23 protein-coding genes are annotated in these 23508 nt (G+C 65.8%); 10 read left to right on the top strand and 13 right to left on the bottom strand.

Annotation, left to right across the window (positions count from 1 at the left end; all coding sequences use genetic code 11):
• Positions 1–241: 241 nt before the first annotated feature.
• Both rpsO and ACJH6J_RS09770 read right to left on the bottom strand, forming a co-directional pair.
• Positions 242–511, bottom strand: coding sequence for a 30S ribosomal protein S15 (gene rpsO, locus ACJH6J_RS09775; RefSeq protein WP_020101924.1), 270 nt, complete (start codon positions 509–511; stop codon positions 242–244).
• Between the two features lie 90 nt (positions 512–601).
• A complete protein-coding gene (locus ACJH6J_RS09770) occupies positions 602–1576 on the bottom strand; it encodes a bifunctional riboflavin kinase/FAD synthetase (protein ID WP_212811768.1) in 975 nt (324 codons plus the stop codon).
• An 80-nt stretch (positions 1577–1656) separates the two neighbouring features.
• On the opposite strand from ACJH6J_RS09770, the gene mntR reads away from it, so the two are divergent.
• Positions 1657–2367, top strand: a complete 711-nt coding sequence (gene mntR, locus ACJH6J_RS09765) for a metal-dependent transcriptional regulator (protein WP_212811769.1) — start codon at positions 1657–1659, stop codon at positions 2365–2367.
• A 34-nt stretch (positions 2368–2401) separates the two neighbouring features.
• Here mntR and ACJH6J_RS09760 read toward each other — a convergent pair whose 3' ends face one another.
• The 11 genes from ACJH6J_RS09760 to ACJH6J_RS09710 all read right to left on the bottom strand — a co-directional run bounded on the left by ACJH6J_RS09760 (position 2402) and on the right by ACJH6J_RS09710 (position 13616).
• Positions 2402–3907, bottom strand: a complete 1506-nt coding sequence (locus ACJH6J_RS09760) for an aldehyde dehydrogenase family protein (protein WP_406803896.1) — start codon at positions 3905–3907, stop codon at positions 2402–2404.
• Positions 3908–3923: 16 nt separating this feature from the next.
• Positions 3924–4772, bottom strand: a complete 849-nt coding sequence (locus ACJH6J_RS09755; protein WP_406803895.1) for an SDR family oxidoreductase — start codon at positions 4770–4772, stop codon at positions 3924–3926.
• The gene (locus ACJH6J_RS09750; RefSeq protein ID WP_406803894.1) at positions 4769–6370 is read right to left on the bottom strand and encodes an acyl-CoA synthetase; all 1602 of its coding nucleotides are present in this window, start codon (positions 6368–6370) and stop codon (positions 4769–4771) included. The genes ACJH6J_RS09755 and ACJH6J_RS09750 overlap by 4 nt, the downstream gene beginning before the upstream one ends.
• Before the next feature lie 8 nt (positions 6371–6378).
• Entirely contained in the window at positions 6379–7275 is an 897-nt protein-coding gene (locus ACJH6J_RS09745; RefSeq protein WP_406803893.1) for an alpha/beta hydrolase, read from the bottom strand.
• Positions 7276–7340: 65 nt separating this feature from the next.
• A complete protein-coding gene (locus tag ACJH6J_RS09740; RefSeq protein WP_406803892.1) occupies positions 7341–8609 on the bottom strand; it encodes an acyl-CoA dehydrogenase family protein in 1269 nt (422 codons plus the stop codon).
• Positions 8606–9472: an SDR family oxidoreductase gene (locus ACJH6J_RS09735; RefSeq protein ID WP_406803891.1), complete on the bottom strand. Its 867-nt coding sequence runs from the start codon at positions 9470–9472 to the stop codon at positions 8606–8608. Before ACJH6J_RS09735 ends, ACJH6J_RS09740 begins: the two co-directional genes overlap by 4 nt.
• A 22-nt stretch (positions 9473–9494) precedes the next feature.
• On the bottom strand, positions 9495–10397 hold the full coding sequence (locus ACJH6J_RS09730; RefSeq protein WP_406803890.1) for a MaoC/PaaZ C-terminal domain-containing protein: 903 nt from the start codon (positions 10395–10397) through the stop codon (positions 9495–9497).
• Positions 10372–10812: an SRPBCC family protein gene (locus ACJH6J_RS09725; RefSeq protein WP_212811777.1), complete on the bottom strand. Its 441-nt coding sequence runs from the start codon at positions 10810–10812 to the stop codon at positions 10372–10374. The genes ACJH6J_RS09730 and ACJH6J_RS09725 overlap by 26 nt, the downstream gene beginning before the upstream one ends.
• A gap of 55 nt (positions 10813–10867) precedes the next feature.
• Entirely contained in the window at positions 10868–12073 is a 1206-nt protein-coding gene (locus tag ACJH6J_RS09720; RefSeq protein WP_406803889.1) for a lipid-transfer protein, read from the bottom strand.
• Positions 12074–12196: 123 nt separating this feature from the next.
• Positions 12197–12862, bottom strand: coding sequence for a TetR/AcrR family transcriptional regulator (locus ACJH6J_RS09715; protein WP_406803888.1), 666 nt, complete (start codon positions 12860–12862; stop codon positions 12197–12199).
• A 94-nt stretch (positions 12863–12956) separates the two neighbouring features.
• The gene (locus tag ACJH6J_RS09710; RefSeq protein WP_346414962.1) at positions 12957–13616 is read right to left on the bottom strand and encodes a TetR/AcrR family transcriptional regulator; all 660 of its coding nucleotides are present in this window, start codon (positions 13614–13616) and stop codon (positions 12957–12959) included.
• A gap of 195 nt (positions 13617–13811) precedes the next feature.
• Here ACJH6J_RS09710 and ACJH6J_RS09705 point away from each other — a divergent pair, with 195 nt between their 5' ends.
• The 9 genes from ACJH6J_RS09705 to ACJH6J_RS09665 all read left to right on the top strand — a co-directional run bounded on the left by ACJH6J_RS09705 (position 13812) and on the right by ACJH6J_RS09665 (position 23500).
• Positions 13812–14351: an Mce protein gene (locus tag ACJH6J_RS09705; RefSeq protein ID WP_406803887.1), complete on the top strand. Its 540-nt coding sequence runs from the start codon at positions 13812–13814 to the stop codon at positions 14349–14351.
• Positions 14352–14499: 148 nt separating this feature from the next.
• Complete coding sequence (locus ACJH6J_RS09700; RefSeq protein ID WP_406803886.1) at positions 14500–15369, top strand: MlaE family ABC transporter permease; 870 nt, start codon at positions 14500–14502, stop codon at positions 15367–15369.
• A 1-nt stretch (position 15370) separates the two neighbouring features.
• Complete coding sequence (locus ACJH6J_RS09695; RefSeq protein ID WP_406803885.1) at positions 15371–16228, top strand: MlaE family ABC transporter permease; 858 nt, start codon at positions 15371–15373, stop codon at positions 16226–16228.
• Entirely contained in the window at positions 16229–17785 is a 1557-nt protein-coding gene (locus ACJH6J_RS09690; RefSeq protein WP_406803884.1) for an MlaD family protein, read from the top strand.
• Positions 17782–18861 carry an MCE family protein gene (locus ACJH6J_RS09685; RefSeq protein ID WP_406803883.1) on the top strand — a complete coding sequence of 360 codons (1080 nt, stop codon included), beginning with the start codon at positions 17782–17784 and terminating at the stop codon, positions 18859–18861. Before ACJH6J_RS09690 ends, ACJH6J_RS09685 begins: the two co-directional genes overlap by 4 nt.
• Positions 18854–19912, top strand: a complete 1059-nt coding sequence (locus ACJH6J_RS09680; RefSeq protein ID WP_406803882.1) for an MCE family protein — start codon at positions 18854–18856, stop codon at positions 19910–19912. The genes ACJH6J_RS09685 and ACJH6J_RS09680 overlap by 8 nt, the downstream gene beginning before the upstream one ends.
• Entirely contained in the window at positions 19909–21027 is a 1119-nt protein-coding gene (locus ACJH6J_RS09675; protein ID WP_406803881.1) for an MCE family protein, read from the top strand. The genes ACJH6J_RS09680 and ACJH6J_RS09675 overlap by 4 nt, the downstream gene beginning before the upstream one ends.
• A gap of 47 nt (positions 21028–21074) precedes the next feature.
• Positions 21075–22253, top strand: coding sequence for an MlaD family protein (locus ACJH6J_RS09670; RefSeq protein ID WP_406803932.1), 1179 nt, complete (start codon positions 21075–21077; stop codon positions 22251–22253).
• Entirely contained in the window at positions 22250–23500 is a 1251-nt protein-coding gene (locus ACJH6J_RS09665) for an MlaD family protein (protein WP_406803880.1), read from the top strand. Before ACJH6J_RS09670 ends, ACJH6J_RS09665 begins: the two co-directional genes overlap by 4 nt.
• The last annotated feature ends 8 nt before the right edge of the window (positions 23501–23508 follow it).

Raw genomic sequence — 23508 nt, 5'->3', positions numbered from 1 at the left:
CGAGCATCCAGAAAACCCGAAAACCATCCCGCTTACTGCTGACGGCCGTCGATCGAAGCGGCCGGGAGTCAAACCCGACAGCCACTACCGAAGACCGCCCCACGAGGTTCAGGCGGACGCTGTGTGACGTTCCGACGTCTTGGGCGCTGGGCCCAAAACAGTTTTATGTTACTACCCGTACCAACAGCCATCGCCAGGCCTGCCGGAGCAGACCTGGCGATGGTGGTGAATCAGTGGTGCGTCAGCGACGCAGACCCAGACGCTCGATCAGCGAGCGGTACCGCGCGACGTCGACCTGAGCGACGTACTTGAGCAGCCGGCGGCGACGGCCGACCAGCAGCAGCAGGCCACGACGGCTGTGGTGGTCGTGCTTATGCTGCTTGAGGTGCTCGGTCAGGTCCGAGATGCGCTTGGTCAGCAGGGCGACCTGAGCCTCCGGCGAACCGGTGTCGGTCTCATGCAGGCCGTACTGACCCAGGATCTCTTTTTTCTGCTCGGCAGTGAGTGCCACGAAACAACTCCATCAATTCGGTCCGCGAAGAACAACGAGGGCGCGGCCGCCGCGAACTGCAGCACGCGCGTCGGGCAGTTTATCAGGAAGCTACTGCGGAACCAGAATCGCGCGAGCCCGCTGCGTATCGCGGTCCATGGCCACGACCAGGTCGTCCACCGACTCGAACTTCTCCTGGCCGCGGATCCGCGAGACGAAGTCGACCGCCACGTGCTGTCCGTACAGGTCTGCCTCGGTGTCGAGCACGAAGGCCTCGACGGTGCGCGTACGCCCGGAGAACGTCGGATTGGTACCCACCGACACCGCGGCCTGGTAGCGCTCCCCCGGCGTCACGGTGCCAACCGACGGCCCGTGCCCCAGGACGGTGAACCACGCGGCGTAGACGCCGTCTGCCGGGATCGCCGAGTGCATGGGCGGGGCGACGTTGGCGGTCGGGAATCCCAGCCCACGGCCGCGGCCGTCACCCCGGACGACGACGCCCTCTACGCGGTGCGGGCGGCCCAGGGCCTCGGTCGCGGCGGCCATGTCACCGGCGTCCACGCACGACCGGATGTAGGTCGACGAGAAGGTGACGGTCTCGGCCTGGTGGTGCTCGGCCACCAGCGAGATGCCCTCGACCGCGAAGCCGAAGCGCTCGCCGGCCTTGCGCAGCAGCGGCACGTTGCCACCGGCCTTCTTGCCGAAGGTGAAGTTTTCCCCGACCACGACCTCGAGGACGTGCAGGCGCTCGACGAGCAGCTCGTGGACGTACCGCTCGGGGGTCAGCTTCATGAAGTCGGTGGTGAAGGGCATCACCAGGAACACGTCGACGCCGAGTTCCTCGACCAGTTCGGCCCGGCGGGTCAGCGTCGTCAGCTGCGCGGGATGACTGCCCGGGAGGACCACTTCCATCGGATGCGGATCGAACGTCATCAGCACCGTGGGTACGCCGCGAGACCGGCCGGCCTTCACCGCATGGCTGATCAGTTCTGCATGTCCACGATGTACGCCATCGAACACTCCGATGGTGAGCACACATCGGCCCCAATCCGTGGGGATCTCGTCCTGCCCACGCCAGCGTTGCACGACCGCAAGCCTACGGCGCGCCGCCGCGGCAGGCACCGTGAGATCCCCGGATGAGGTGACGATTGCCTAAACTTTGTGCTGTGAGTCCTGCAGAAGACGGTGGCAACCCGCCGGATCTATCCCCGGTTGCCCAGGACTACCTCAAGGTCATCTGGACCGCGCAGGAGTGGTCGCGCGAGAAAGTCAGCACGAAAATGCTGGCAGAACGCATCGGGGTGTCGGCCTCGACGGCCTCCGAGTCGATTCGCAAGCTTGCCGATCAGGGCCTGGTGCACCACGAGAAGTACGGCGCGGTGACGCTCACCGACACCGGCCGCAGCGCGGCGCTGGCCATGGTGCGACGGCACCGCTTGATGGAGACGTTCCTGGTGCGCGAGCTCGGCTACGGCTGGGACGAGGTGCACGACGAAGCCGAGGTGCTCGAGCACGCGGTGTCGGACCGGATGCTGGACCGCATCGACGCCAAGCTCGGCTTCCCCACCCGCGACCCGCACGGCGACCCGATCCCCGCGGCCGACGGCCAGGTGCCGACTCCCCCCGCCCGGCAGCTGTCCGCGTGCGCGGACGGCGACGCCGGCACGGTCGCCCGGATTTCCGATCACGACCCCGAAATGTTGCGGTACTTCGACAGCGTCGGGATCACGCTCGATTCACATCTGCGCGTGGTGGCCCGGCGCGACTTCGCCGGGATGATCTCGGTGGCGGTCACGGCTGCCGACGCCGTGAACGACGACACGACGACCGTCGACCTGGGCAGCCCGGCGGCGGAAGCGATCTGGGTCGTCGCCTGATCCAGGTGGCCCTGTCGGCCTGCCGTTGTGCCGGTCAGCCGAGCCTGCGAAGCAGATCGCGGGCACCGAGAAGACGCCCCACGCGGTGCACGATGGCCCCGCGAATCGCGGTGTACGGGTACCAGATGAACTCGCTGTCCGGTTGCACACGAGCGGACACGATCGCCTGCGGCCGTGCGTATTTGAGCACGGCATCGGCGCCGTTACGGCGGCCCAGCCCGGACTGCTTCCAGCCGCCCTGCGGCAACGACAGCGTGAACAGATTGCCGAACACGTCGTTGATGTTCACCGCGCCGACATCGAGCCGGCACGCCACTCGTTCCGCCCGAGTTCTGTTGCCGCAGAACACCGTCGCCGACAAGCCGTAATCCGAGTGGTTGGCCAGCCGGACCGCCTCGTCTTCGTCCCGCACCTTCATGATCGGCAGCGTCGGACCGAACGTCTCCCGCTGCATACACAGCATCGAGTGGTCGACCTCGACCAGGACCGTGGGCTCGAAGAAGCCGGTGCTCTCGACCCGTGCGCCGCCGGTCAGCACCGTGGCGCCGCGGGCCACCGCATCGTCCACGTGCTGTTGCACGATCGCCAGCTGCGCCTCGGTGGCCAACGGCCCCACGTCATACCGGAATTGCTGGTCGTCCTCCCCCACGCGCAAGGCTTTCAGCTTCTCGACAACGAGACCGACGAACTCGTCGTACACACCCGCCTGCACGTAGACCCGTTCGACCGAGGTACACATCTGCCCCGAATTGGCCATGCCGCCCCACACCGCCGCATTCGCCGCCCGCGCCACGTCCGCGTCGTCGAGCACGATCATCGCGTCCTTGCCGCCGAGTTCCAGACCGCACGGAATCAACCGCTCCGCTGCTGCATGCGCGATGGCCTTACCGGTTCGCGTCGACCCCGTGAACTGCATGTAGTCGACGTTGTCGACGACAGCCGCCCCGGTCTCCGCGGCACCGGTCACGCACTCCAGAACCCGCGGCGCCCCAACGGCTTTCCAGCCGTCAACCGCCGCTGCCACCGTCAACGGGGTGAACTCCGAGGGCTTGACCACCACGGCGGCCCCGGCGAGCAACGCGGGCACGGCATCCAGCAGCGACAGCCCCAGCGGGAAGTTCCACGGGGTGATCACACCCACGACCGGGTACGGCCGCTGCACCAGAAGTTGGCGTTTGGTCGCCGCGATCATGCCGTGGCGCGGCGGCGTGCGGTCCGCGAGCAATCCGGGTGCGGTCCGCGCGTAGTAGTTGATCGCATCCACGATGTACGGGATCTCGAGATTGGCCTCGGCCCATGGCTTGCCGGTCTCGCGCTGCAGCGTCACCGCCAGCCGACATTCGTTGTCCAGCAACCAGTCCCGGTATTTCAGCAGATGCGCTGCCCGCGCTCGCGGCGACAGGCCGGCCCACCCGGCCTGTTCGACACGGAGGTCCGCGATCACCGCGGCCACCGCCTCGACGCTCATCGCCGGTACCGAATCGATGACCCGGCCATCAGCCGGAGAACAGACCGTGATGGTGGCCGTGGCTGAAGTCAACGTTGGCGCCTTTCGGTCAATGCTGGAGTCTGCTGTGGTACGCCGCGCGCACCGCGGCGTCGGTATGGGTGAACGCGGTGTCGAAGTGCGCGGTGTGGGAAATCCAGTGCCGGGCACCGTCCGGCAGCGCGCCCAGGATCTTGATCATCGCGCCGAGTGCTTGCGGCACAGCCACTTTCGATCTACCTCGCGTGACGGCCTCGACGATGGCCGCCGCCACGTCGTCGGGTTCCACTTCGCTGATGGGCTGAATCCACCGCGGGGCGCTGTGGCCCGCCGAGAGCTCGGTGTGCACGACACCCGGGAGCACCGCGGTGACGTCGATGCCGGCGGCGGCGAGTTCGAGGTGCAGGGTCTCGGTGAATCCGACGACGGCATGCTTGGTGGCGCAGTAGGTGGCGAGACCGGGGAACGCACTGACGCCGGCCAGTGAGGCGACGTTCACGATGTGACCGCCGCGCCCACGCATCCGGATGGCGGCCTGTTTCGATCCGTTCAGCACGCCTCCGAGATTGATGGCGACCATGCGGTCGGTCATCTCGTCGGTCTCGTCGGCGAACAGCCCCGTGGGCATGATGCCGGCGTTGTTGATCAGAATGTCGACGGGTCCCAGCCGGCTCTCGACGTCGTCGAGGAAATCCGCGAACGACGCCCGGCTCGTGACATCGAGGTGTAGTCCGCAGACCTGTTCGCCAGTGGCGGCGAATTCGGCGGCCGTCTTCTCGACCAGCTCGACGTCGACGTCACCGAGGGCGACCCGCGCACCGGCGCGCAGGAACGCCAGGCCGGTCGCGCGTCCGATACCCCTGGCACCGCCGGTGATCGCCACCACGCGGCCGCGAATGTCGTTGTGCTTCTTGGTCATCGCTCCATCGCCTTCTGCAATTGCGCCTTGAGCACCTTGCCGGTCTCGTTGCGGGGCAGGATGTCGACGAACACGACATCACGCGGCACTTTGTGCCGCGCGAGGCCGGCCCGGACGTAGCTCTTGACCTCGTCGGCGTCGAGTTCGGCGCCGGGGCGGCGTACCACGAACGCACACAACCGCTTTCCGAACTCGGCGTCGTCCACGCCGACGACCGAGGTTTCCACCACCGCGGGATGGCCGGCGAGCAGATTCTCGACCTCCAACGGGAAGACGTTCTCACCGCCGGACACGATCATTTCGTCGTCCCTGCCGTCGACGAACCACAATCCGTTCTCGTCGAAGTGGCCGGTGTCACCCGATGACAGCAAGCCGTCGACGGACTCCTTGTTACCGCCGTCGGTGTAACCGGCGAAGCTGAGACCGCTGGAGACGAAAAGTGTTCCGCTGCGGCCGGGTTCGGTGATCCGGCGGCGCTGCTCGTCGTACGCGGCGAGGGTGCAGCCGACCGGCGGCCGCCCCACAGTGCCCGGAGCGCTGCGCAATTCGCTCGGAGTGGCGACCGCCGCGACGGCGACCTCCGTCGACCCGTAGAGGTTGTAGAGCACGTCACCGAAAGCGTCCATGGTGCGGCGGCACAGATCCGGGGACAGCGCCGAACCCGCGGTGAACACGACCCGCAGCGACGACGTGTCATGACGCGCCAGGACCTCGGCGCCGAGGTCGAGAATCCGGGTCAGCATCGTGGGGACGACGATGAGCGCCCCCACCCGGTGGCGTTCGATCGCCGCGAGCGTCGCCTCGGGACCGAACCGGCGCGCGAGCACGACACGGTTACCGAGCGCCAAACCCAAAGCGCAGGTGGCCAATCCAGTGGCATGGAACATCGGGGCGGCGACGTAGTAGGCACCGCCCGACGGCCACGGAATCCGGTCCAGTAGTTGCGCGGACTGCAACGGGCTGACCTTGTTCCGCGGCGCACCCTTCGGCGTGCCGGTGGTGCCACTGGTCAGCAGGACCATGCCCCCGACCGAGGCCGGCGCGGGCAACGGTGCCGTCGACCGGCCCGCGGCGAGCGCCGCCAGGCCGCTCACGCCGGACCAGCCGATGCGGTCGACCTCGAACGGCAGGACATCGATCAGGTCGGTGAACTCGTCGTCGGCGATCACCGCGGTGACGTTCTCCCGCTTGCACACGTCGGCCAGCTGCGGCGCCGCGAACCCGGTGTTGAGCAGAACCACTCTGGCGCCGACCTTTCCGGCGGCGAACAGCGACAGCATCAGCGCGCGGTGGTTTCGTGCGATCAGGCCGATCACGGCGCCTGCCCCGATCCCGCGGCCGGCCAGGCCCCGCGCCAATCCGTTCGACGTCGCTTCCAGGTCGGCGAAGCTCAGCGTGCCGTCCTCATCTGTGAGAGCCGGGGCATCGCCGTAACGCGATGCGACGTGTCCCACCAACCCACCGAACGACCCGTAGCGCCGCAGGCCCCGGGATGCGGCTATCGCGTCCAGCGGTCGACAGACGTCCACCAATCCCCTGCGCTGCAACACGATGGCGGCCTCGACCACATCGCGCACCTGATCCAGTAGCTGTGTCATCACGTCCTTCAGTCCTGTGCCACGGGCCGGCCGGGCTGCGTCACGGCCGCCCGGAGAAACTCACCGCCTGCCGTCATGCTGTCCAGACTTCCGTCGCGGGTGCGCGGAAACATCCAATAGGCGTGCGCCAGTCCCGGCCAGACGCGTTGCTCGCAGTGGCCCCCGGCGGCCACGACCCGGGCAGCGAACGCCTCGGCATCGGCACGCATCACTTCCCTTGTGCCATAGTGCAACTGAATGGGCGGCAGGGTCGCGAGGTCAGCGTTCAGCAGGCACAGCCGTGGGTCCTCGATATCGGCGCCACCCACGTACAACGCCACGGCACGGGCGGCGCCCCGTGGGTCGAACGGCTGCCGGCGCACCCGCGGGTCAGCCATCGGCGCTCGGTAGGCCGGGTCGATCAACGGGCCCCACAACGCCAGGGCCGCCGGTGCCGGTAGCCGTTCCCGCTTTGCCCGCAGGGCTGTCGCCACCGCGAGGTGACCGCCCGCCGAATCGCCGGCGATCACCACTTTGCGTGGGTCGTAACCCTGGACCAGTAGCCACCGATACGCGGCCATCGCCGAGTCCTCGGCCGCGGGAAAGGTGTTCTCCGGAGCCAGCGGATAACCGATGACCAAGGCCGGCAGCCCCGAATGCTGCGAGAGGTACGACGCGAATCCGCGATGCGTGCGCGGTGAGCAGATCAGGTAGCCGCTGCCGTGGAGCACCAGCACGACGCCCGCGTCGTCGCGGGCGCCCGGAGCGCGGACCCACTCACCACGCAGTGGCGCGTCGACCGGCTCGACCCGAGTTCCGGCGGCCACGGGGCTGAGGCCGACGATCGCGGTGTTCGCGGCCGGCCGCAGCCGGGTGATCAACCACGGGTTGGCGGTCAGCAGCCGCAGGGCGACACCGAAAGTCATGCGTGCAGCCGAGTTCGCAGTCAGCCGATCGACAATCGCCATCATGGTGAGTGGGGCCGCGGTTCTCATCCGGCGAGCAGCCCCTTCGCAATGTGGGTCACCTGGACCTCATTGCTGCCCGCATAGATCATCAGTGACTTGGCATCCCGGGCAAGTTGTTCGACGCGGTACTCGGCCATGTAACCGTTGCCACCGAACAGCTGCACGGCGTCCATGGCCACCTCGGTCGCGACCTCCGACGAGTACAGCTTGACGGCGGAGGCCTCCGACAGCGCCGGAATCTTGCCGGCCTGCACCTTCTCCAGCGTCTGGAACACCATGTTCTGCACGTTGATTCGGGCGATCTCCATCTTGGCCAGCTTGAGCTGGATCAGCTGGAACTGCCCGATGTTCTGGCCCCAGAGCGTGCGGGTCCTGGCGTAGTCGAGGCAACGCCGGTGGCATTCGTTGATGATTCCCAACGCCATCAGCGCGACGCCGAGCCGTTCGGCGACGAAATTCGCCCGGGCGCTTTCCCGCCCGTCGCCGCCGCCGTGATCTTCGGTCTCGCCGAGCAGACGGTCCGGCGTGATGCGCACGTTGTCGAAGAACAGCTCGCCCGTCGGCGAGGACATCATGCCCATCTTCTTGAAGGCCCTGCCCTGCGTCAGCCCCGGCATCCCCGCCTCGAGGACGAACGTCAGCACCTTGCGGTTGCGGCGATCGGCATCGGGATCGCCTTCATCCAGCTTGGCGTACACGATCAGCACGTCGGCATCGGGGCCGTTGGTGATGAACGTCTTCTGGCCGTTGAGGATGTAGTCAGCCCCATCACGCTTGACGTAGGTCTTCATGCCGCCGAACGCATCTGAGCCGGCATCCGGCTCGGTGATCGCCCAGCACGCGATCTTCTCCAGCGTCACCAGCTCGGGCAGCCAGCGCTCCTTCTGCGCCAAGGTGCCGCGGCTGGCGATGGTGGCCGCACCCAATCCAAGGCTGACACCGACGGTGCTCAGCAGACCGATACTGACCCCGGCGATCTCGGACACCAGCACCGCGGCCATCGAAATCTGACCACCGAGATCGCCCATGCCGGCGGACGAGCCCGCGCGCTTCTCCGGCTTCGGCTCCCCCGCAGCCACCGCGGCGGCCTTGGCCCGCTCCTTCTCCAGCATGGTCTTGATCGCTTCCGCGGCCACCGCGTCAAGTCCGAACTCGCTGAACAGTTTCCGCACGACCGGATACGGCGATATCTCGCCGCGCTCCAATCCGTCCCGGTGCGGCTCGATCTCCTTGTCGATGAACTCGCGGACACTCTCGCGAATGAGTTCATCGGATTCAGACCACTCGATCATGACAACCTCGCCGCGATGTCGTCGATCTCCCACAGGCCGTCGGTCTCGATGGTCGACACGTCGTGCCAGCCGCCGAGTTCGGAAATCGCACCGCCCTGCACCGCGAAAACCTTTCCGGTGACGGGGCATTTCTCGGTCGCCAGGTAGGCCACCAGCGGCGAGATGTTCGCCGGGCTGAACAGGTCGACCTCGCCCTCATCGGGTTCGGCCATCAGGGCACCCATGCCCGGGGTGGCGAGCGTGAGCCGGGTGCGCGCGATGGGGGCGATGGCGTTGGCCCGCACGCCATAGCGCTCGAGTTCTTCGGCCGCCACCAACGTCAACGCCGCGATACCCGCCTTGGCCGCGCCGTAGTTTGCCTGGCCCGCGTTGGGGATGGTCAGGCCCGACCCCGATGCCGTGTTGATGACCGAGGCGTTCGGCAGATTACCGGCCTTGCTCTGCGCCTTCCAGTAGGCGGCGGCGTGCCGGAGCACCGAGAAGTGGCCCTTGAGGTGCACCGAAACCACAGCGTCCCACTGCGATTCCTCGAGCGTCGGGATGAAACCGTCACGCAGAATCCCGGCGTTGTTGACCACGATGTCGAGACCACCGAACTCGTTGACCGCCTGATCGATCAGGCCGGCCGCACCATCCCAGGTGGCGATGTTGTCGGTGTTGGCGACGGCCTTTCCGCCGGCGGCGACGATCTCGTCGACGACGGCCTGTGCCGGTCCGGCATCGGCGCCTTCACCGGAGTTGCTCCCACCGAGGTCGTTGACGACGACGCTGGCCCCCTCTCGCGCGAACAGCAGCGCGTGTTCGCGGCCGATGCCGCGCCCGGCGCCGGTGATGACGGCGATCCGTCCTGCCAAAGCTCCCATGTCTGAGGTCCTTTCAAGTCAATTAGTCGGCGAAGACGGCCAGGCCGTCGGTAATGGCGAATTCCTCGCCGGCTGCTCCATTGCGCGCGGTCTCGAACGCGTAGGTCGTCTCACCGGCGCTGCTTCCGGTCTGCCAGATCCGGGTCTCGAGATCGTCACCGGGCAGCACCATCTTCGAGAACCGCACCGCAAACCGCTTGAGCCGGTTCACATCCGATCCCCCGACCTCGGTGAGCAACGCCCATGAGGTGAACGCCATGATGCACAGACCGTGCGCGATGATGCCCGGCAGACCGGCGTCCCTGGCCACCTCTTCCTCCAGGTGGATCGGCATCGGATCACCGGAAGCCGGCGCGTACCGGAAGGTCTGGTCGGCATCGACGTGCTGCACGACCTTGGCCAACGGTGCTCCGTCGCGCAGCGCAGTGTCGAACTTGTGGTTGGGCACTTGTTCTCCGACCGCCACGCCTGCGTTGACACCGCGGAAGAAACCGATCAGGTATTGCTCATTGACCAGCTCGCCGTCCTGTGCCCGGGACTCCAGGTGAATCGACACCCGCGCGCCCGAATCCACGGTGTCGTACCCGATCACCCGGGCCCGCGACGTCAGCTTGTCTCCCGGACGGATCGGACGATGGAAGTGAAAATCCTGTTCGCCGTGGACGATTCGACCGAAGATCTCGATCGGGACGACGTCGATCACGGGTCCCATCAGCGCGTCGAACGCAGGCACGATGGCGAACACCGGCGGCGCGATATCACCGCTGCGGTGCGCCTCGATGGGGTCGTTTGTCGCCGCGGCGTACTCGGCGATTCGTTCCCGGGTGACCTCGAAGGTCTCCGGGTCGGCCCAGACATTCAGTCCCGAGTTGTCGAACTCGGCTACCGGCTCCACCACGTCAGACCGCCGCCGTGGCGAGGGCATCGAGCTGCTCGAGCGTCTTGTCGAGCTGCTTGGCGCCGTCCTTCTCGACGGCCTTGGCCAGCGCGCCCTTCACCAGCGCACCCTCGAAATCGCCGGCCACCTTGAACTCCGAACCGTCACCAGACGGCGTCACCGTGAACTCGAAGAGCGCCTTCACACCCGCCATGCCGGTCCCGGACAACGCGAACGAAGTCGGGGCGTCCATCTTCTGGATCGTCCATTCGATCTTGTTGGCCATACCGAGCATCACGATCTTCGCGGTCAGCGTGGTGCCCGGGGTGACGGTCGCGGGCACGTCGCTCAGCCACTTCTCGTGGACGGTGAACCACTTGTCCCAGGTGGAGAGATCCGAAACGATCGACCACAGCGCCTCCGGGCTGGCCGACAGCTGCTTGGTGGCTTCGATGTGTCCCATGGTTGTACTCCTAGTTCTTGTTGATCGGTTGTGTTGCGTTCGTTGATGTTTCGGTTCAGCGCTCGGCGCGCTGGTAAGCGGTGACGACGGCGGCCCCACCCAGGCCGATGTTGTGCTGCAGCGCGGCCGTGACGTTCTCGACCTGACGCTTGTCGGCGGTGCCGCGCAGCTGCCAGGTGAGCTCGGCACATTGCGCCAGGCCCGTGGCGCCCAGCGGATGCCCCTTCGAGATGAGACCGCCAGAAGGGTTGACCACCCAACGTCCGCCGTAGGTGGTTTCACCGTTGTCGATCAGCTTCGCGGCTTCACCTTCGCCGCACAGCCCCAGCGCTTCGTACAGCAACAATTCGTTGGCACTGAAGCAGTCGTGCAGCTCGATCACCTGGAAGTCCTCGGCGCCCAGGCCGGCCTGTTCGTAAACCTGCTGTGCGGCAGCGACATTCATGTGGTAGCCGATCAGCGCCTTACAGGTGCCGTCGAAGCTGTTCTCGAAGTCGGTGGTCATCGCCTGTCCGACGATCTCCACCGCGCGGTCGGCCAACCCGTGCTTGTCGACGAATGCCTCACTCGCGAGGACCGCCGCACCGGAGCCGTCCGACGTCGGCGAGCACTGCAGCTTGGTGAGCGGGTCGTAGATCATCCGCGCGCCCAGGATGTCGTCCAGGGAGTACTCCTCCTGGAACTGCGCGTACGGGTTGTTGACCGAATGCTTGTGGTTCTTGTACCCGATCTTGGCGAAATGTTCAGCGGTGGAACCATATTGCTTCATGTGCTCGCGACCGGCCGCGCCGAACATCCACGGCGCCGGCGGGAACAGCACCTCGGAGATCTCCGCCAGTGCCAGGAAGTGCTTCGCCATGGGCTGCTCGCGGTCGTCGTAGGTCGAGCCGAGCGAGCCGGGCTGCATCTTCTCGAAGCCGAGAGCCAGCGCGCAGTCGGCCAGGCCGCTGCGCACCGCCCGTGCCGCGAGATACAGCGCGGTGGACCCGGTCGAGCAATTGTTGTTGACGTTGACGACCGGAATGCCGGTCATGCCGAGCTCGTAAACCGCCCGCTGACCTGACGTCGACTCCCCGTAGACATATCCCACGTACGCCTCTTGAACCTCACGGTAGTCAATTCCCGCGTCTGACAATGCCTTTGAGCCGGACTCGCGAGCCATGTCCGGGTAGTCCCAGGGTGACCCGTCCGGATTGAGCCGAGCGCCGGGCTTCTCGAACTTCGTCATGCCGACGCCGATCACACACACCTTGTTGGGCATGAACCCTCTCTTTCTGTGCGGTGGCAGAAACATACCAACCTGTTTGTATCTTTACAAGAGGGTAGCGGGAACCCATTGCGGCCAAGGTCGGTCAGATGCCCGAAACGCCCCGAAAAGGACTGGTCAGGAAGAGATTTCGCCGGTCAGCGTTTCAGCGACGAGAGCCTCGTCGAGCAGTCCGCGCAGCTGCGCGCACACGCGGTCCCAGCGCTTCTTGGCCCGCTTCATATCGTGATCCACAAAGCTCGAGAGCAGAATCCCCCGCAGCGCATCCATGGCAGTGAAAGAGAGATCACGCAGTTCCTTCTGCGCGGCCCGGTCCGGAACCAATTGGGCCAGTGCACCGATCAGCGCCCCGATGACGATGGGCTCGACGCGCTCGATGTGTTCGGCCAGCACCCGGTCGGTGCGCGCCGCCACCCAAAGTTCAAGCGTGGCGACAAAGATGGGTCCTTGATGCGACTCCCACAGGTAGTCCAACATCATCGACACTGCATCTGGAGTGTTCGCGACCCGTCCGAGATCACGGATCGCAGCCTGGACGCGCTGCTCGGCCAGATGCTCGACAGCGGCCGCCACCAGGTCTTCCTTCGACCGGAAGTGGTGGACCTGCGCACCGCGCGTGACGCCGGCGATCTCGGCGACCCGCTGTGTCGTGGTGCCGGAGTAACCGTAGGTGACCAGGCATTCCACCGTGGCATCCAGCAGGCGAGTGCGCATGGCGGCGCTGCGCTCGGCCTGCGTACGTCGCCTGGCCGGCCCCTCCACACCTGCAGTCACGCGTTGCATCTTACGTGGACGCAGATCAAAGCCGGACCATAAACGATGCCGATCGGTATGTAAATGTGCCGATCGGCAATATGCGGAGCCTCCTGGGCGGCGGTTACCCGACCTCGAACACCGCCTCGACAGGCGGCGCGTCAGTCATGAGCGCCGGCAGCACGAACACCCGGACGTATCGCCGAATCTGCTCCGGGTCGTCACCGCCGGGCACCAGCCCCGACAGCAGCGCCAGCGTCGAGGTGATGACAAAGTGTGCGGCATCGATAGGGCGTAGACCCTTGCGCAGGAACGGCTTTCCGCCGCCGTGCTGAATGCCCATGAGGAGCGCCTCCACTGCGGCGACCAGAGATTCGCGAGCGGGAAGACTCGCGATGTTCTCGCGATCGCTTCGATCGGTGAGGATCATGTACACCGGGTCCTGCGCCATCCCGGTGACGAACTCGACGATGGCCTCGACGATCTTGGCGCCGGCACCCGCCGTCCTGGCTTGGCGCTTCACCAATCTCGCCACCAATTGCGCCGTCCGGCGCATCAGCACCGCATCCATCAACTCGTCGCGGGTGGCGAAGTGGCGATAGACCATCGTCCGGGTGTAGCCGGCCTCCGCTGCGATGACCTCCATCGTCGACGCGCGATACCCACGCTCCAGCAACGACCGCTCCGCCGCGTCCAAGAGCGCCTCGCACGACTGATCAGCAGAATTGCCACCGCCGGGCGGCCGACCACGAGTGCGCTTTGCCGGTGCCTCGGTCGTCTTCATTCACCTACTCCTGCATGCCTGAAAGCTCGAATCCATTGGATCACACCGCCGCAGCGGAGCGACTCGACTCGCCTCAGATCATTAAAGCAGCTAATTGACATTGAATCGCTGTTGTGTACTAATTCGTGGCACTGCGGCCCGACGCCGTTCGGTCCGGCCCCGTTGTTTCGCAGCAAGACGAAGGGCGAATTGCTCATGACGAAATCTCCAGACGACGCTTCTGAGAGCACAGACACCGAGTCCGCGCGAGCGCAGATCCGCGGCTCCACCACACGGCGACGGCTTGCCGCCCTCGCGCTCGCGACCGCGCTGGGCGCCGCGGGTTACGAGGGCTGGCTACTGTTCCAGCAAAATCAGGTCAACGCCGCCGCAGCGGCCGCACTGGACGCCGCCAAGGCGTTCACACTGAATCTGACCACGGTCGATCCGAACCGGATCGACCAGAGCTTCACCGCCGTCAACAACGGTGCCACCGGCGACTTCAAGCAGCTGTACACCGCAGCCGGCGGGCAACTGCGTCGCGCGCTGGTCGAGAACAAGGCGGCTGCGCAAGGCACCGTCATCGACGCCGCGGTCAAGACCGCGACCAAAGACACAGTTCAGGTCATCCTGTTCGTCGACCAGTCGGTACGCAACGCCACCACCCCCACACCGCAATTGGACCGCAGCCGCGTCACCGTGACCATGCAAGACGCGAACGGGCGCTGGCTCGCCAGCAAGGTCGACCTGTCGTGACACGACGACCGACCAGGGCGACTCCCCCGCCGCTGACCACCGCCGTTCCCACCACAGCAGCAGAGGATGTGTCGATCATTATTGACATCAATCAATATTTGATGACTAAAAGACTGCTGATTGTCGCGCTCGACCAGCCGCCGCGTCGATGACGACGTACCACGCAGGGCTTCCCACCGACGCCAACAGGACCGAGGGCGCCGCCGCCATCGGTGAGTGGACCACCGGGTACGTGAAGCGGCACCCCCGAGCCTCACTCACCACGGTCGGCGACCAGTACGTCCTCGGTGTGCGCACCGTCCAGTACTTCTTCGCCGACTTGTTCACCGGCCGATTCCAATGGGGAGAGTTCCTTCGGCAGGGCGCCTTCATGGCCGGAACCGCCGTTCTGCCAACCATTTTGGTGGGGCTTCCGATCGGAGTGACACTCTCCATCCAATTCGCCCTGCTGGCCAATCAAGTCGGCGCCACCTCACTCGCCGGGGCCGCCAGCGGCCTGGCCATCATTCGGCAGGCTGCATCCCTGGTGGCCGCGGTGATGATGGCGTCGGCGGTCGGCTCGGCCATCACGGCCGATCTGGGATCCCGCACGATGCGTGAGGAGACCGACGCCATGGAGGTCATGGGCGTCTCGGTGATCCGGCGTCTCGTGGTCCCGCGTTTCGCCGCCGCGGTCACGATCGGTGTCGCGCTCACCGGAATCACCTGCTTTGTAGGGTTTTTGGCGAGCTACCTGTTCAATGTGTATTTCCAGCACGGCGCGCCCGGAAGCTTCGTCGCGACGTTCTCGTCGTTCGCCACCCCGGAAGACATGGTGCTGGCCCTGGTCAAGGCCATCGCGTACGGCGCCATCGTCGCGATCGTCGCCTGCCAGAAGGGACTGTCCACCAGGGGTGGGCCGACCGGCGTGGCCGATTCGGTGAATGCCGCTGTGGTGGAGGCGATCCTGGTGCTGATGATCGTCAACGTCGGCATCAGTCAGCTGTACAACATGCTCTTCCCGCGAGCGGGGCTGTGACATGACCGTCGCCACCTACATGCCGGCCATCGCCCGGCCCGTCGTGCGTGCCTACCAGAGAACCAGCAAGCCGGTTATCCGCTTGGGGCACATGCTCGTCTTCTTCATCCGGGCCGTGGTGTCGGTTCCCGCGGTACTGCGCCAATACCGCAACGAATTCCTGCGGCTGCTCTCGGACATCGCCTGGGGCAACGGCTCCATCGTCGTCGGCGGCGGTACCGCCGGTGTGGCAGTCGTGCTCGGTGTCACCGCGGGTGCACTCGTGGCGATCGAGGGCTACAACTTCCTCAACCTCTTGGGCCTCGGCCCGGCCACCGGCATCATCTCTTCGCTGGTCAACACCCGAGAGCTCGCGCCAATCATGGCCGCACTCGCGTTCGCCATGCAGGCCGGTTGCCGGTTCACCGCGCAACTGGGTGCGATGCGAATCGCCGAAGAGATCGACGCGCTGGATTCGATAGCGATCCGGCCCATCCCCTTCCTGGTCACCACCCGGCTGATGGCCGCGATCATCGCCGTCATCCCGCTGTATGTGGCATGCCTGGCGTTCACCTATGTGTCCTGTCAGGTCGTCGCGGGAATCGTCAGCGGCGGCTCCCTCGGCCCCTACACGCACTACTTCGCAATGATGTTGAGCGGCAAGGACATCGTCTACTCGGTGATCAAATGCGTGGTCTTCGTCTGGATCGCCTCCACCGTGCAGTGCTACTACGGCTTCTACGCCAGCGGTGGTCCCGAGGGGGTCGGCGTCGCCGCCGGGCACGCCATGCGCGCCAGCATCACCGTGGTGATCGTCCTCAACATGCTGCTCACCATGGCGATGTGGAGCATCGATGCCGGCGCGAGATTCGGTGGCTAGATGGCGAATTCACTGGATACCGATGGCCGCGGCCCCTCCGAAGCACAACTACTCACCTGCGGGGCCGGGGTATTGCTGGTGATGGCCGTGATCACCACGACCATGCTGCTGAAGTCCACCGGCCGGCTCGACGACTACGTCCGGGTGGTCGCCGACCTCGTGAACGTCGGCGACGGCCTGCCGGCGCAGTCCGACGTCAAATATCACGGGCTGCTGGTCGGCACCGTCGACGACGTCGACCCCGCGGCGTTCGGGAAACCCAACTACGTACACATCAACCTGAAACCCGAGTACGCCAAAGACATTCCGGCCACCGTGACCGCGCGCGTGGTGCCGAGCAACGTCTTCGCGGTGTCCTCGGTGCAACTCGTCGACCGGCCGGGCGAACAGCCTGCCGGCACCACCATCCGCGACGGCGCGCATGTCCCCGAGGACACCGAGCTGCCGACGGTCATCTTCCAGACCACGATCAGTAAGCTGCGCGACATTCTCGCGGCCACGGCCCGCGGACGCGACGACCACAGCACCGGCATCCTGGCCGCCGTCGGCGCCGCCACCGAGAACCGCGGTGGCAAGTTGCTCGCCGCCGGTGGCCAACTCAGCCGGATACTGGACCAGCTCAACGCCATTGTTGCCACCGACGCCGGCCCGTCGACGGTGCAGGCATTGGTCGACGCGACGCGCGGCCTGCAGTCGACGGCTCCCGAACTCGTCGACGCCCTCCATCAGGCGGTCAAACCCATGCAGACCTTCGCCGAAAAGCGCGCAGAACTCAGCACATTGCTCGCCGGATCACTACACACACTGGGCACCACGCGACAGGCACTCGACAACCACACCGACCAGCTGATCCAGATCACGCACAACCTCACGCCCGTCCTCGGCGTGTTCGCCAACAACGCCGACAAGTTCGAACCCATCTTCGCCAGGGTTAAGACGCTGTCCGACAAGTTCTTCGAAGAAGTCTGGCTGCCGGACTTCGATACCGGAAACATGCGGATCAACCTGTCGCTGACGCCGACCTACACCTATACCCGGGCCGACTGTCCCCAATACGGCCAGCTGAAGGGTCCGAGCTGCTTCACGGCGCCGGAGATTTCGGTCCGGCCCGACCTACCCCAGGTGTTGCTGCCCCAGAATTACCAGCCGCCAAAGGATCTCGCGCCGCCACCGGGCACGGTCGTCGGCCCAGATGGGAATCTCGTCGCCGTCGGCCCACCGCTGATCAACCCCAATCCCAATCTGGCAGACCCGAACCCACCGCTCCCGTGGTGGACGGGACCGGCGCCCCGGGTGCCCGGGACCGCCGATCCCGACGACGCACCGCCGATGCCTCCGGCGACGGCACCGCTGGTCCCCCAGCCGCCCGTGCTGCCCGCCGAGGCCGCACCCGCGGCGTACGGCGGCAACGTGGGTCCTGTTGGTAGCCAACAAGAACGGAGCCAACTCGGCGTGCTCACCGGGCAGGTGCGTCCGGCATCCGTGGCAACCCAACTGCTGCTCGGTCCGGTGGTGCGCGGCATGACCGTCTCGATGAATGCGGAGGGGCAGAAATGAAGTTCCGTGGGCCACTGATCGGGCTGTCCATCTTCATGACGGTCGCGACCGTGCTGACGTGGCTCGTGTACGCCACGCTGCGCCGCGACGTGGCGGGTTCGACGACGCGTTACGCGGCCGTGTTCACCGACGTCTTCGGCTTGCGGGAAGGTGACGACGTGCGCATGGCCGGCGTTCGCGTGGGCCGTGTCGAGAAGATCGACCTCGACGGGAAACAGGCACGGGTCGCGTTCATCGTGCAGAGCGACCAACATGTGTACCGCAACACCATCGCCTCGGTCACCTACCAGAACATCATCGGGCAGCGTTACCTCGGGCTCTCCCTGGACAAGTCCGGCGCCACCGACCTCCTGCCGGCAGGAGGCGTTATCCCCCTGGCGCGAACCGAATCATCGTTCGATGTCGGCACCCTGCTCAACGGATTCGAACCGCTTTTCAGCCTGCTGAATCCCAAGCAGGCCGACGACCTCACCAAAGGTGTCATCCAATCGCTTCAGGGCGATCAGGGATCGCTCGTCAAGCTCGTCGACCAGACCTCGACGCTCACCCGAACGCTGTCCGGACGCGACCAGGCCCTCGGCGATCTGATCACGAGCCTCAGCAAGGTCACCGCGAACGTCGCCCGCCAGAACGACGAGCTGGACCACACACTCCGCCAGGCCCACAACGTCGTCGCCGATTTCGATGCGCGCCGTCCGGCGTTGCAGAGTTCGATCGGGTCGTTCGCGCAGGTGTCGCGCCGGTTGTCGACGGTGATGACTGAGGTCTACCCCGCCCTGGATCAGCTCATCACCCGCGAACCCGGGTTCACCAGCCACTTGATCGACATCGAACCGCAGTTGGCGTTCATGGGCGACAACCTGCCGCTGCTGCTGAAGGGGCTGGCCCGGCTCGTCGAGCAAGGCTCATATGGCAACGCGTACGCCTGCGACCTGAACGCGACCGGTTTCTTCCCGGGGCTCAACGACATCACCACCTTCATCGTCAACGCCGCGACTCCGGGCAATGACCACCCGATCACCACCCAGAACCTGGGACAGCACACCCCGAGGTGCAGGAACATGGCCAATGGCTGACTCATCGACCATCACACCGCATCGGCGCGGCCGCCGGCGCCGTCCACTGGAGTCGTACAACCGAACTTGGCTGGGCATCATGGCGCTGGCCGTGGTCGGTGTGCTCGTCGCGGCATCGCTGTTCGTCAAGCTGCTCGGCGTCGGATACACCAGGTACACAGCCGAATTCGCGCAGGCCGCGGCCCTGCGCCCCGGAAACCCCGTCACCATCGCCGGAATCGAGGTCGGGACCGTCTCCGACATCGCGCTCGCCGGCGACCACGTCACGGCCGGGTTCAAGATTCGTGACAACATCCCGCTCGGCCGGGACACCAGAGCGGCCATCAAAGTGATGACGATCCTCGGGTCCCGCTATCTGGAGCTGGCACCCGACGGCCAAAGTGCACTGCCGAACAAGACGATCAGCCTTGCCCGCACCCAGGTTCCGTACGACCTGCAGTCCGCACTACAAGATGCGACCACGACGTTCGATCAGGTCGACTCCGATCAGTTCGCGCAGTCGCTCGCCGTCCTGGGCACGCAGCTCGACGGTCTGCCGGCGGTCATCCCCGCCGCCATGGCGAACCTGCGCACCCTGTCGACGATCACCGCGGGCCGGCGCGACCAACTCGGCACCCTGCTCAAGAGCACCCAGCGGGTGGCCAACACACTCCGAGCTCAGCAGAGCAACCTGGGTAGTCTCATCGACCAGGGCCAGGACCTGATCGGCCAATTCGTCCAGCGCCGAGCCACATTCCACGCCATGCTCGCGGCGCTGGCCAGTCTGGCCGACACACTGGACAAGATCGTGGTGAACGACCGGCCAATGCTGAGCAAGATGCTGGCCGACCTGCATGTGCTCACCAACATGATCGGCCAGCACGACGACCTGTTCCGCAACCTGCTTCAGATTGCCCCGGTGCCACTGCGTGGCCTGACCAACGCCACCGGATACGGCCCGGTTGTGGAGATGAATCTGCCCAACGGAATCGCCATCGACTCGTGGATGTGCGCGATCAGTGGGCGCGCCAAGCAATTCGGCATGATCGAGTACTTCAAGGACTGCAAATGAGCACCGGTAGGCGCAAAGCCATCACACTGGTCGCCGCGATCGCCGTAATAATCCTCGCCGCGGCCGGATTCGCGGTGTACCACATCAAGTCCCGGCTCGACACGATGACCGTGACCGCCCAATTCGACAGTGCGGCAGGGCTCTATCGCGACAACGTCGTCGCGGTCCTCGGCATGCCGGTCGGCACGGTCACCAAGATCACGCCGCGGGGCGGCTACGTCGAAGTCGAGTTCACCGTGGACCGCAACGTCAAGATTCCCGCCGACGTCCACGCCGTCACCATCAGCACATCGATCCTCACCGACCGGCAGATCGAACTGACACCTGCCTATCACGGTGGGCCGCTGCTGCAGAACCACGACACGATCGGCCTCGAGCGAACCAAGACCCCAGTCGCATTCGACCGGGTACTCGACATGCTCGACAAGATTTCGAAATCGCTCAAGGGCGATGGCCACGGTGGCGGACCGGTGGCAGACATCATCAACGCCGGCGCCCGCACCGCAGATGGCAACGGCGAGAAGATCAAGGCTGCTCTCGACGAACTCTCGAACGCACTGCGACTCAGCTCCGACGGCGGCGCGCAGACCGGAGACCAACTGACCACGATCATCCGCGACCTCAGCTCGTTGGTCGATGCCGCTGCCCGCAATGACGCCAAAGTGCGCCAGTTCGGATCCACCACCCGTCAGCTGACCCAGGTGCTCGCCGACGAGGATCTGGGATCGGGTTCCACCGGCCGCATGATCAACCAGATCGTCACACAGGCAACAACTCTCATCGACCAGAACCGCGACCATCTGAAGCAGAGCGTGATCAATGGCGATACCGCGGTGAAGACACTGGTCGACCGTCAGCGCGAGGTGTCCGAGCTGCTCGATGTCCTGCCGCTGGCGCTGGACAACATCTACAACACCGTCGACCAGACCAACGGCTCCATTCGCGTGCACGCACTCGCCGACAAGCTGCTGACCGAGAGCCAGCTGCCCAAAGAGATGTGCAACCTCATGCACCTACGCCAATTGGGCTGCAGTACCGGCACATTGCAGGATTACGGCCCGGACTTCGGCCTGACCTACGTGTTGGACGGCCTCGCAGCGATGGGACAGAAGTGACGACGCGGCGCACGACACGGGCGCTGGCCATCGCCGTGACCACCGCGATGATCACCACTGCGTGTGCCACGAGTGGGCTGGGCAGCCTCCCGCTGCCGGCACCGGGCGTCGGCACGGGCGGGTATCTGATCACCGCCGTCTTCTCCAACGCGCTGAATCTCCCGGCGCACGCCAAGGTGAAGCTCGCCGGCGCCGATGTGGGGCAACTCGAATCGATGACCGCGCGCAACTACACCGCGGTGACGACCCTGCGCATCATGGACGGCGTCCGGATACCGGTGACCAGCACCGCCGAACTACGCTCCGCAACGCCGCTCGGCGACGTCTTCGTCGCGATCAAGCCGCCCACCCCGCTGGACCCGTCCGCGCCGCTGCTCAAGGGTGGCGACACCATCGGCCTGCAATCGACCACGGCAGCCGCCACGGTTGAATCAGTGCTCAGCACAGCAGCGTTGGTCGTCAACGGTGGCGCCGTGCGCAACTTCACCAACTTCGTCAACGGTGCCGGAAAGGCAACGGGCGACCAGGGCCGGGCATTGGGCAATCTCATCGCGCAGTCCAACGAACTGCTGACCAAGCTCAACGCTCGATCCGACCAGATCGACACGGCAGTGACCGAGACCGCCCGGCTCGCCGACCGCATGAGCGAGAAGAATCAGGCCATCAGCGACATCCTGACCGCCGCCGGCCCGGCCACGGAAGTGTTGTCCGCCAACACCGATCAACTTGCCGACGTCATCGATCAGGTCGGCGCCACCAGTCGCCAGCTGGCCAAGCTCCCGTCGATCGCAGGTACCGACACCAGCGGCCACAGCCTCATCGGCGATGCCAACACCATCGCAGGTGCGTGGAATAACGTTGCGCAGAGCCCCAATACGAGCCTCGCCGCACTCAACAGATTGATGCCGCCGTTCGTCAAACTCACGTCGAGCGACTCGATCTCGGTACGTGCCTCGATCGACCGGCTGGTCCTGGGATCGATGCCGGACGCTGGGTTCAAGGGCGATCCGGCGTTCCACGGACCCAAGCGTTACGACTGGGCCAAGCTGGTCGGATCGATCAAATACGCGCTGTGGCGACTGCAGGAACGCGTCGTGGGCCAAGGCCCGGACACCCCGATGGGACAGAACCAGTGGACGCCTGTCGGTCCGCCCCTGGCGCCTGCCCCCGAGGACCACCTGCAGCCACCACCAGCCGAGCCATCGGCCCAGGAGGCACCGCGGTGATCGACGCAATCAGCACGTTCATTGTCAACGTGGTTCGCGCCGGTCACCGCCGACGGACCTGGATCTCCGGCCTGGCGTTGGCCCTGACGTTCGTGCTCGCGACTGCCTACCTGTTGATCGGCGCGCTGCGGTTCAACCCGGCGATCTCCACGTACCGGATCACCATCGCGCTGCCCAATTCCGGCGGCCTGCTGCCCAACCAGGACATCGCCATGCGCGGCGTACCGGTCGGGCGCATCGAGTCACTGCGGATCACCCCGTCGGGTGTCAGCGCCGTCGCCACGATCAACTCGGACATCAAGATCCCGGCATCGAGTCATGTGCGGGTGTCGGGGCTGTCTGCGGCAGGTGAGCAGTACATCGACTTCCAGGCCGCCTCGAACAACGGGCCCTACCTGGCCGACGGTAGCGTCGTCAGCCAGCGGCAGGCCAGCACGCCGATCCCGTTGTCGGAGCTGCTCGCCGACGCCAATGGGATTCTCGCCCAGACTGATCCGGCCAAACTGACTCTCATCAAACGTGAGCTCAGCATGAGCGGAGCGGGCCCGGACAAACTCCGCGACATCGTCGATGGCGGCACCTTCCTGCTGTCCACGCTCGACTCGGTACTCCCCGAGACGGTGAGTCTGCTCAAGTCGAGCCGGGTCGTGTTCACGATGCTCGCCGACGTCGATGCGGGCCTGTCCGCGACATCGCGGAACGCCGGCCAGGTACTGGCAGGCGTCAACAAGATGGACCCCGGTTACCGGAAGCTCCTCGACCAGACACCGGGACTGCTGTCGTCGGTTGACAACCTCTTCAACGACAACTCCGACACCATGGTGGGCCTGCTCGCCAATCTGGTCACGACATCACAACTGCTGTATGTACGGGTTCCGGCACTGAATGCACTCTTTCCGAACTATCGCGGCTCGACAGTCGGAGCCATCACGAGCGTCTTCCACGACAACGGATTGTGGGCGACGGGCGACATCTACCCGCGCTACGTGTGCGATTACGGCACCCCGCGACGCGTGTCGTCGGCGGCCGACTTTCCCGAGCCGTTCCTTCACACCTACTGCCGGGACGACGATCCCGAAGTGCTGATCCGGGGAGCCAAGAATGCTCCGCGACCGGCCGGCGACGACACCGCCGGTCCCCCACCAGGCGCCAACCTGGGCCAGACCGCGGACCCGACGCCCAAGGGCCGCTTCACCATTCCCACCCCCTACGGCGGGCCGACGCTGCCGATCGAACCACCGCACTGACGCCCGAG

It is taken from the genome of Mycobacterium sp. SMC-18, from assembly GCF_045310895.1.
Lineage (GTDB): Bacteria > Actinomycetota > Actinomycetes > Mycobacteriales > Mycobacteriaceae > Mycobacterium.
The sequence above is the reverse complement of the archived record's forward strand: the minus strand, read 5'-3'. Positions and strand labels throughout refer to the sequence as shown.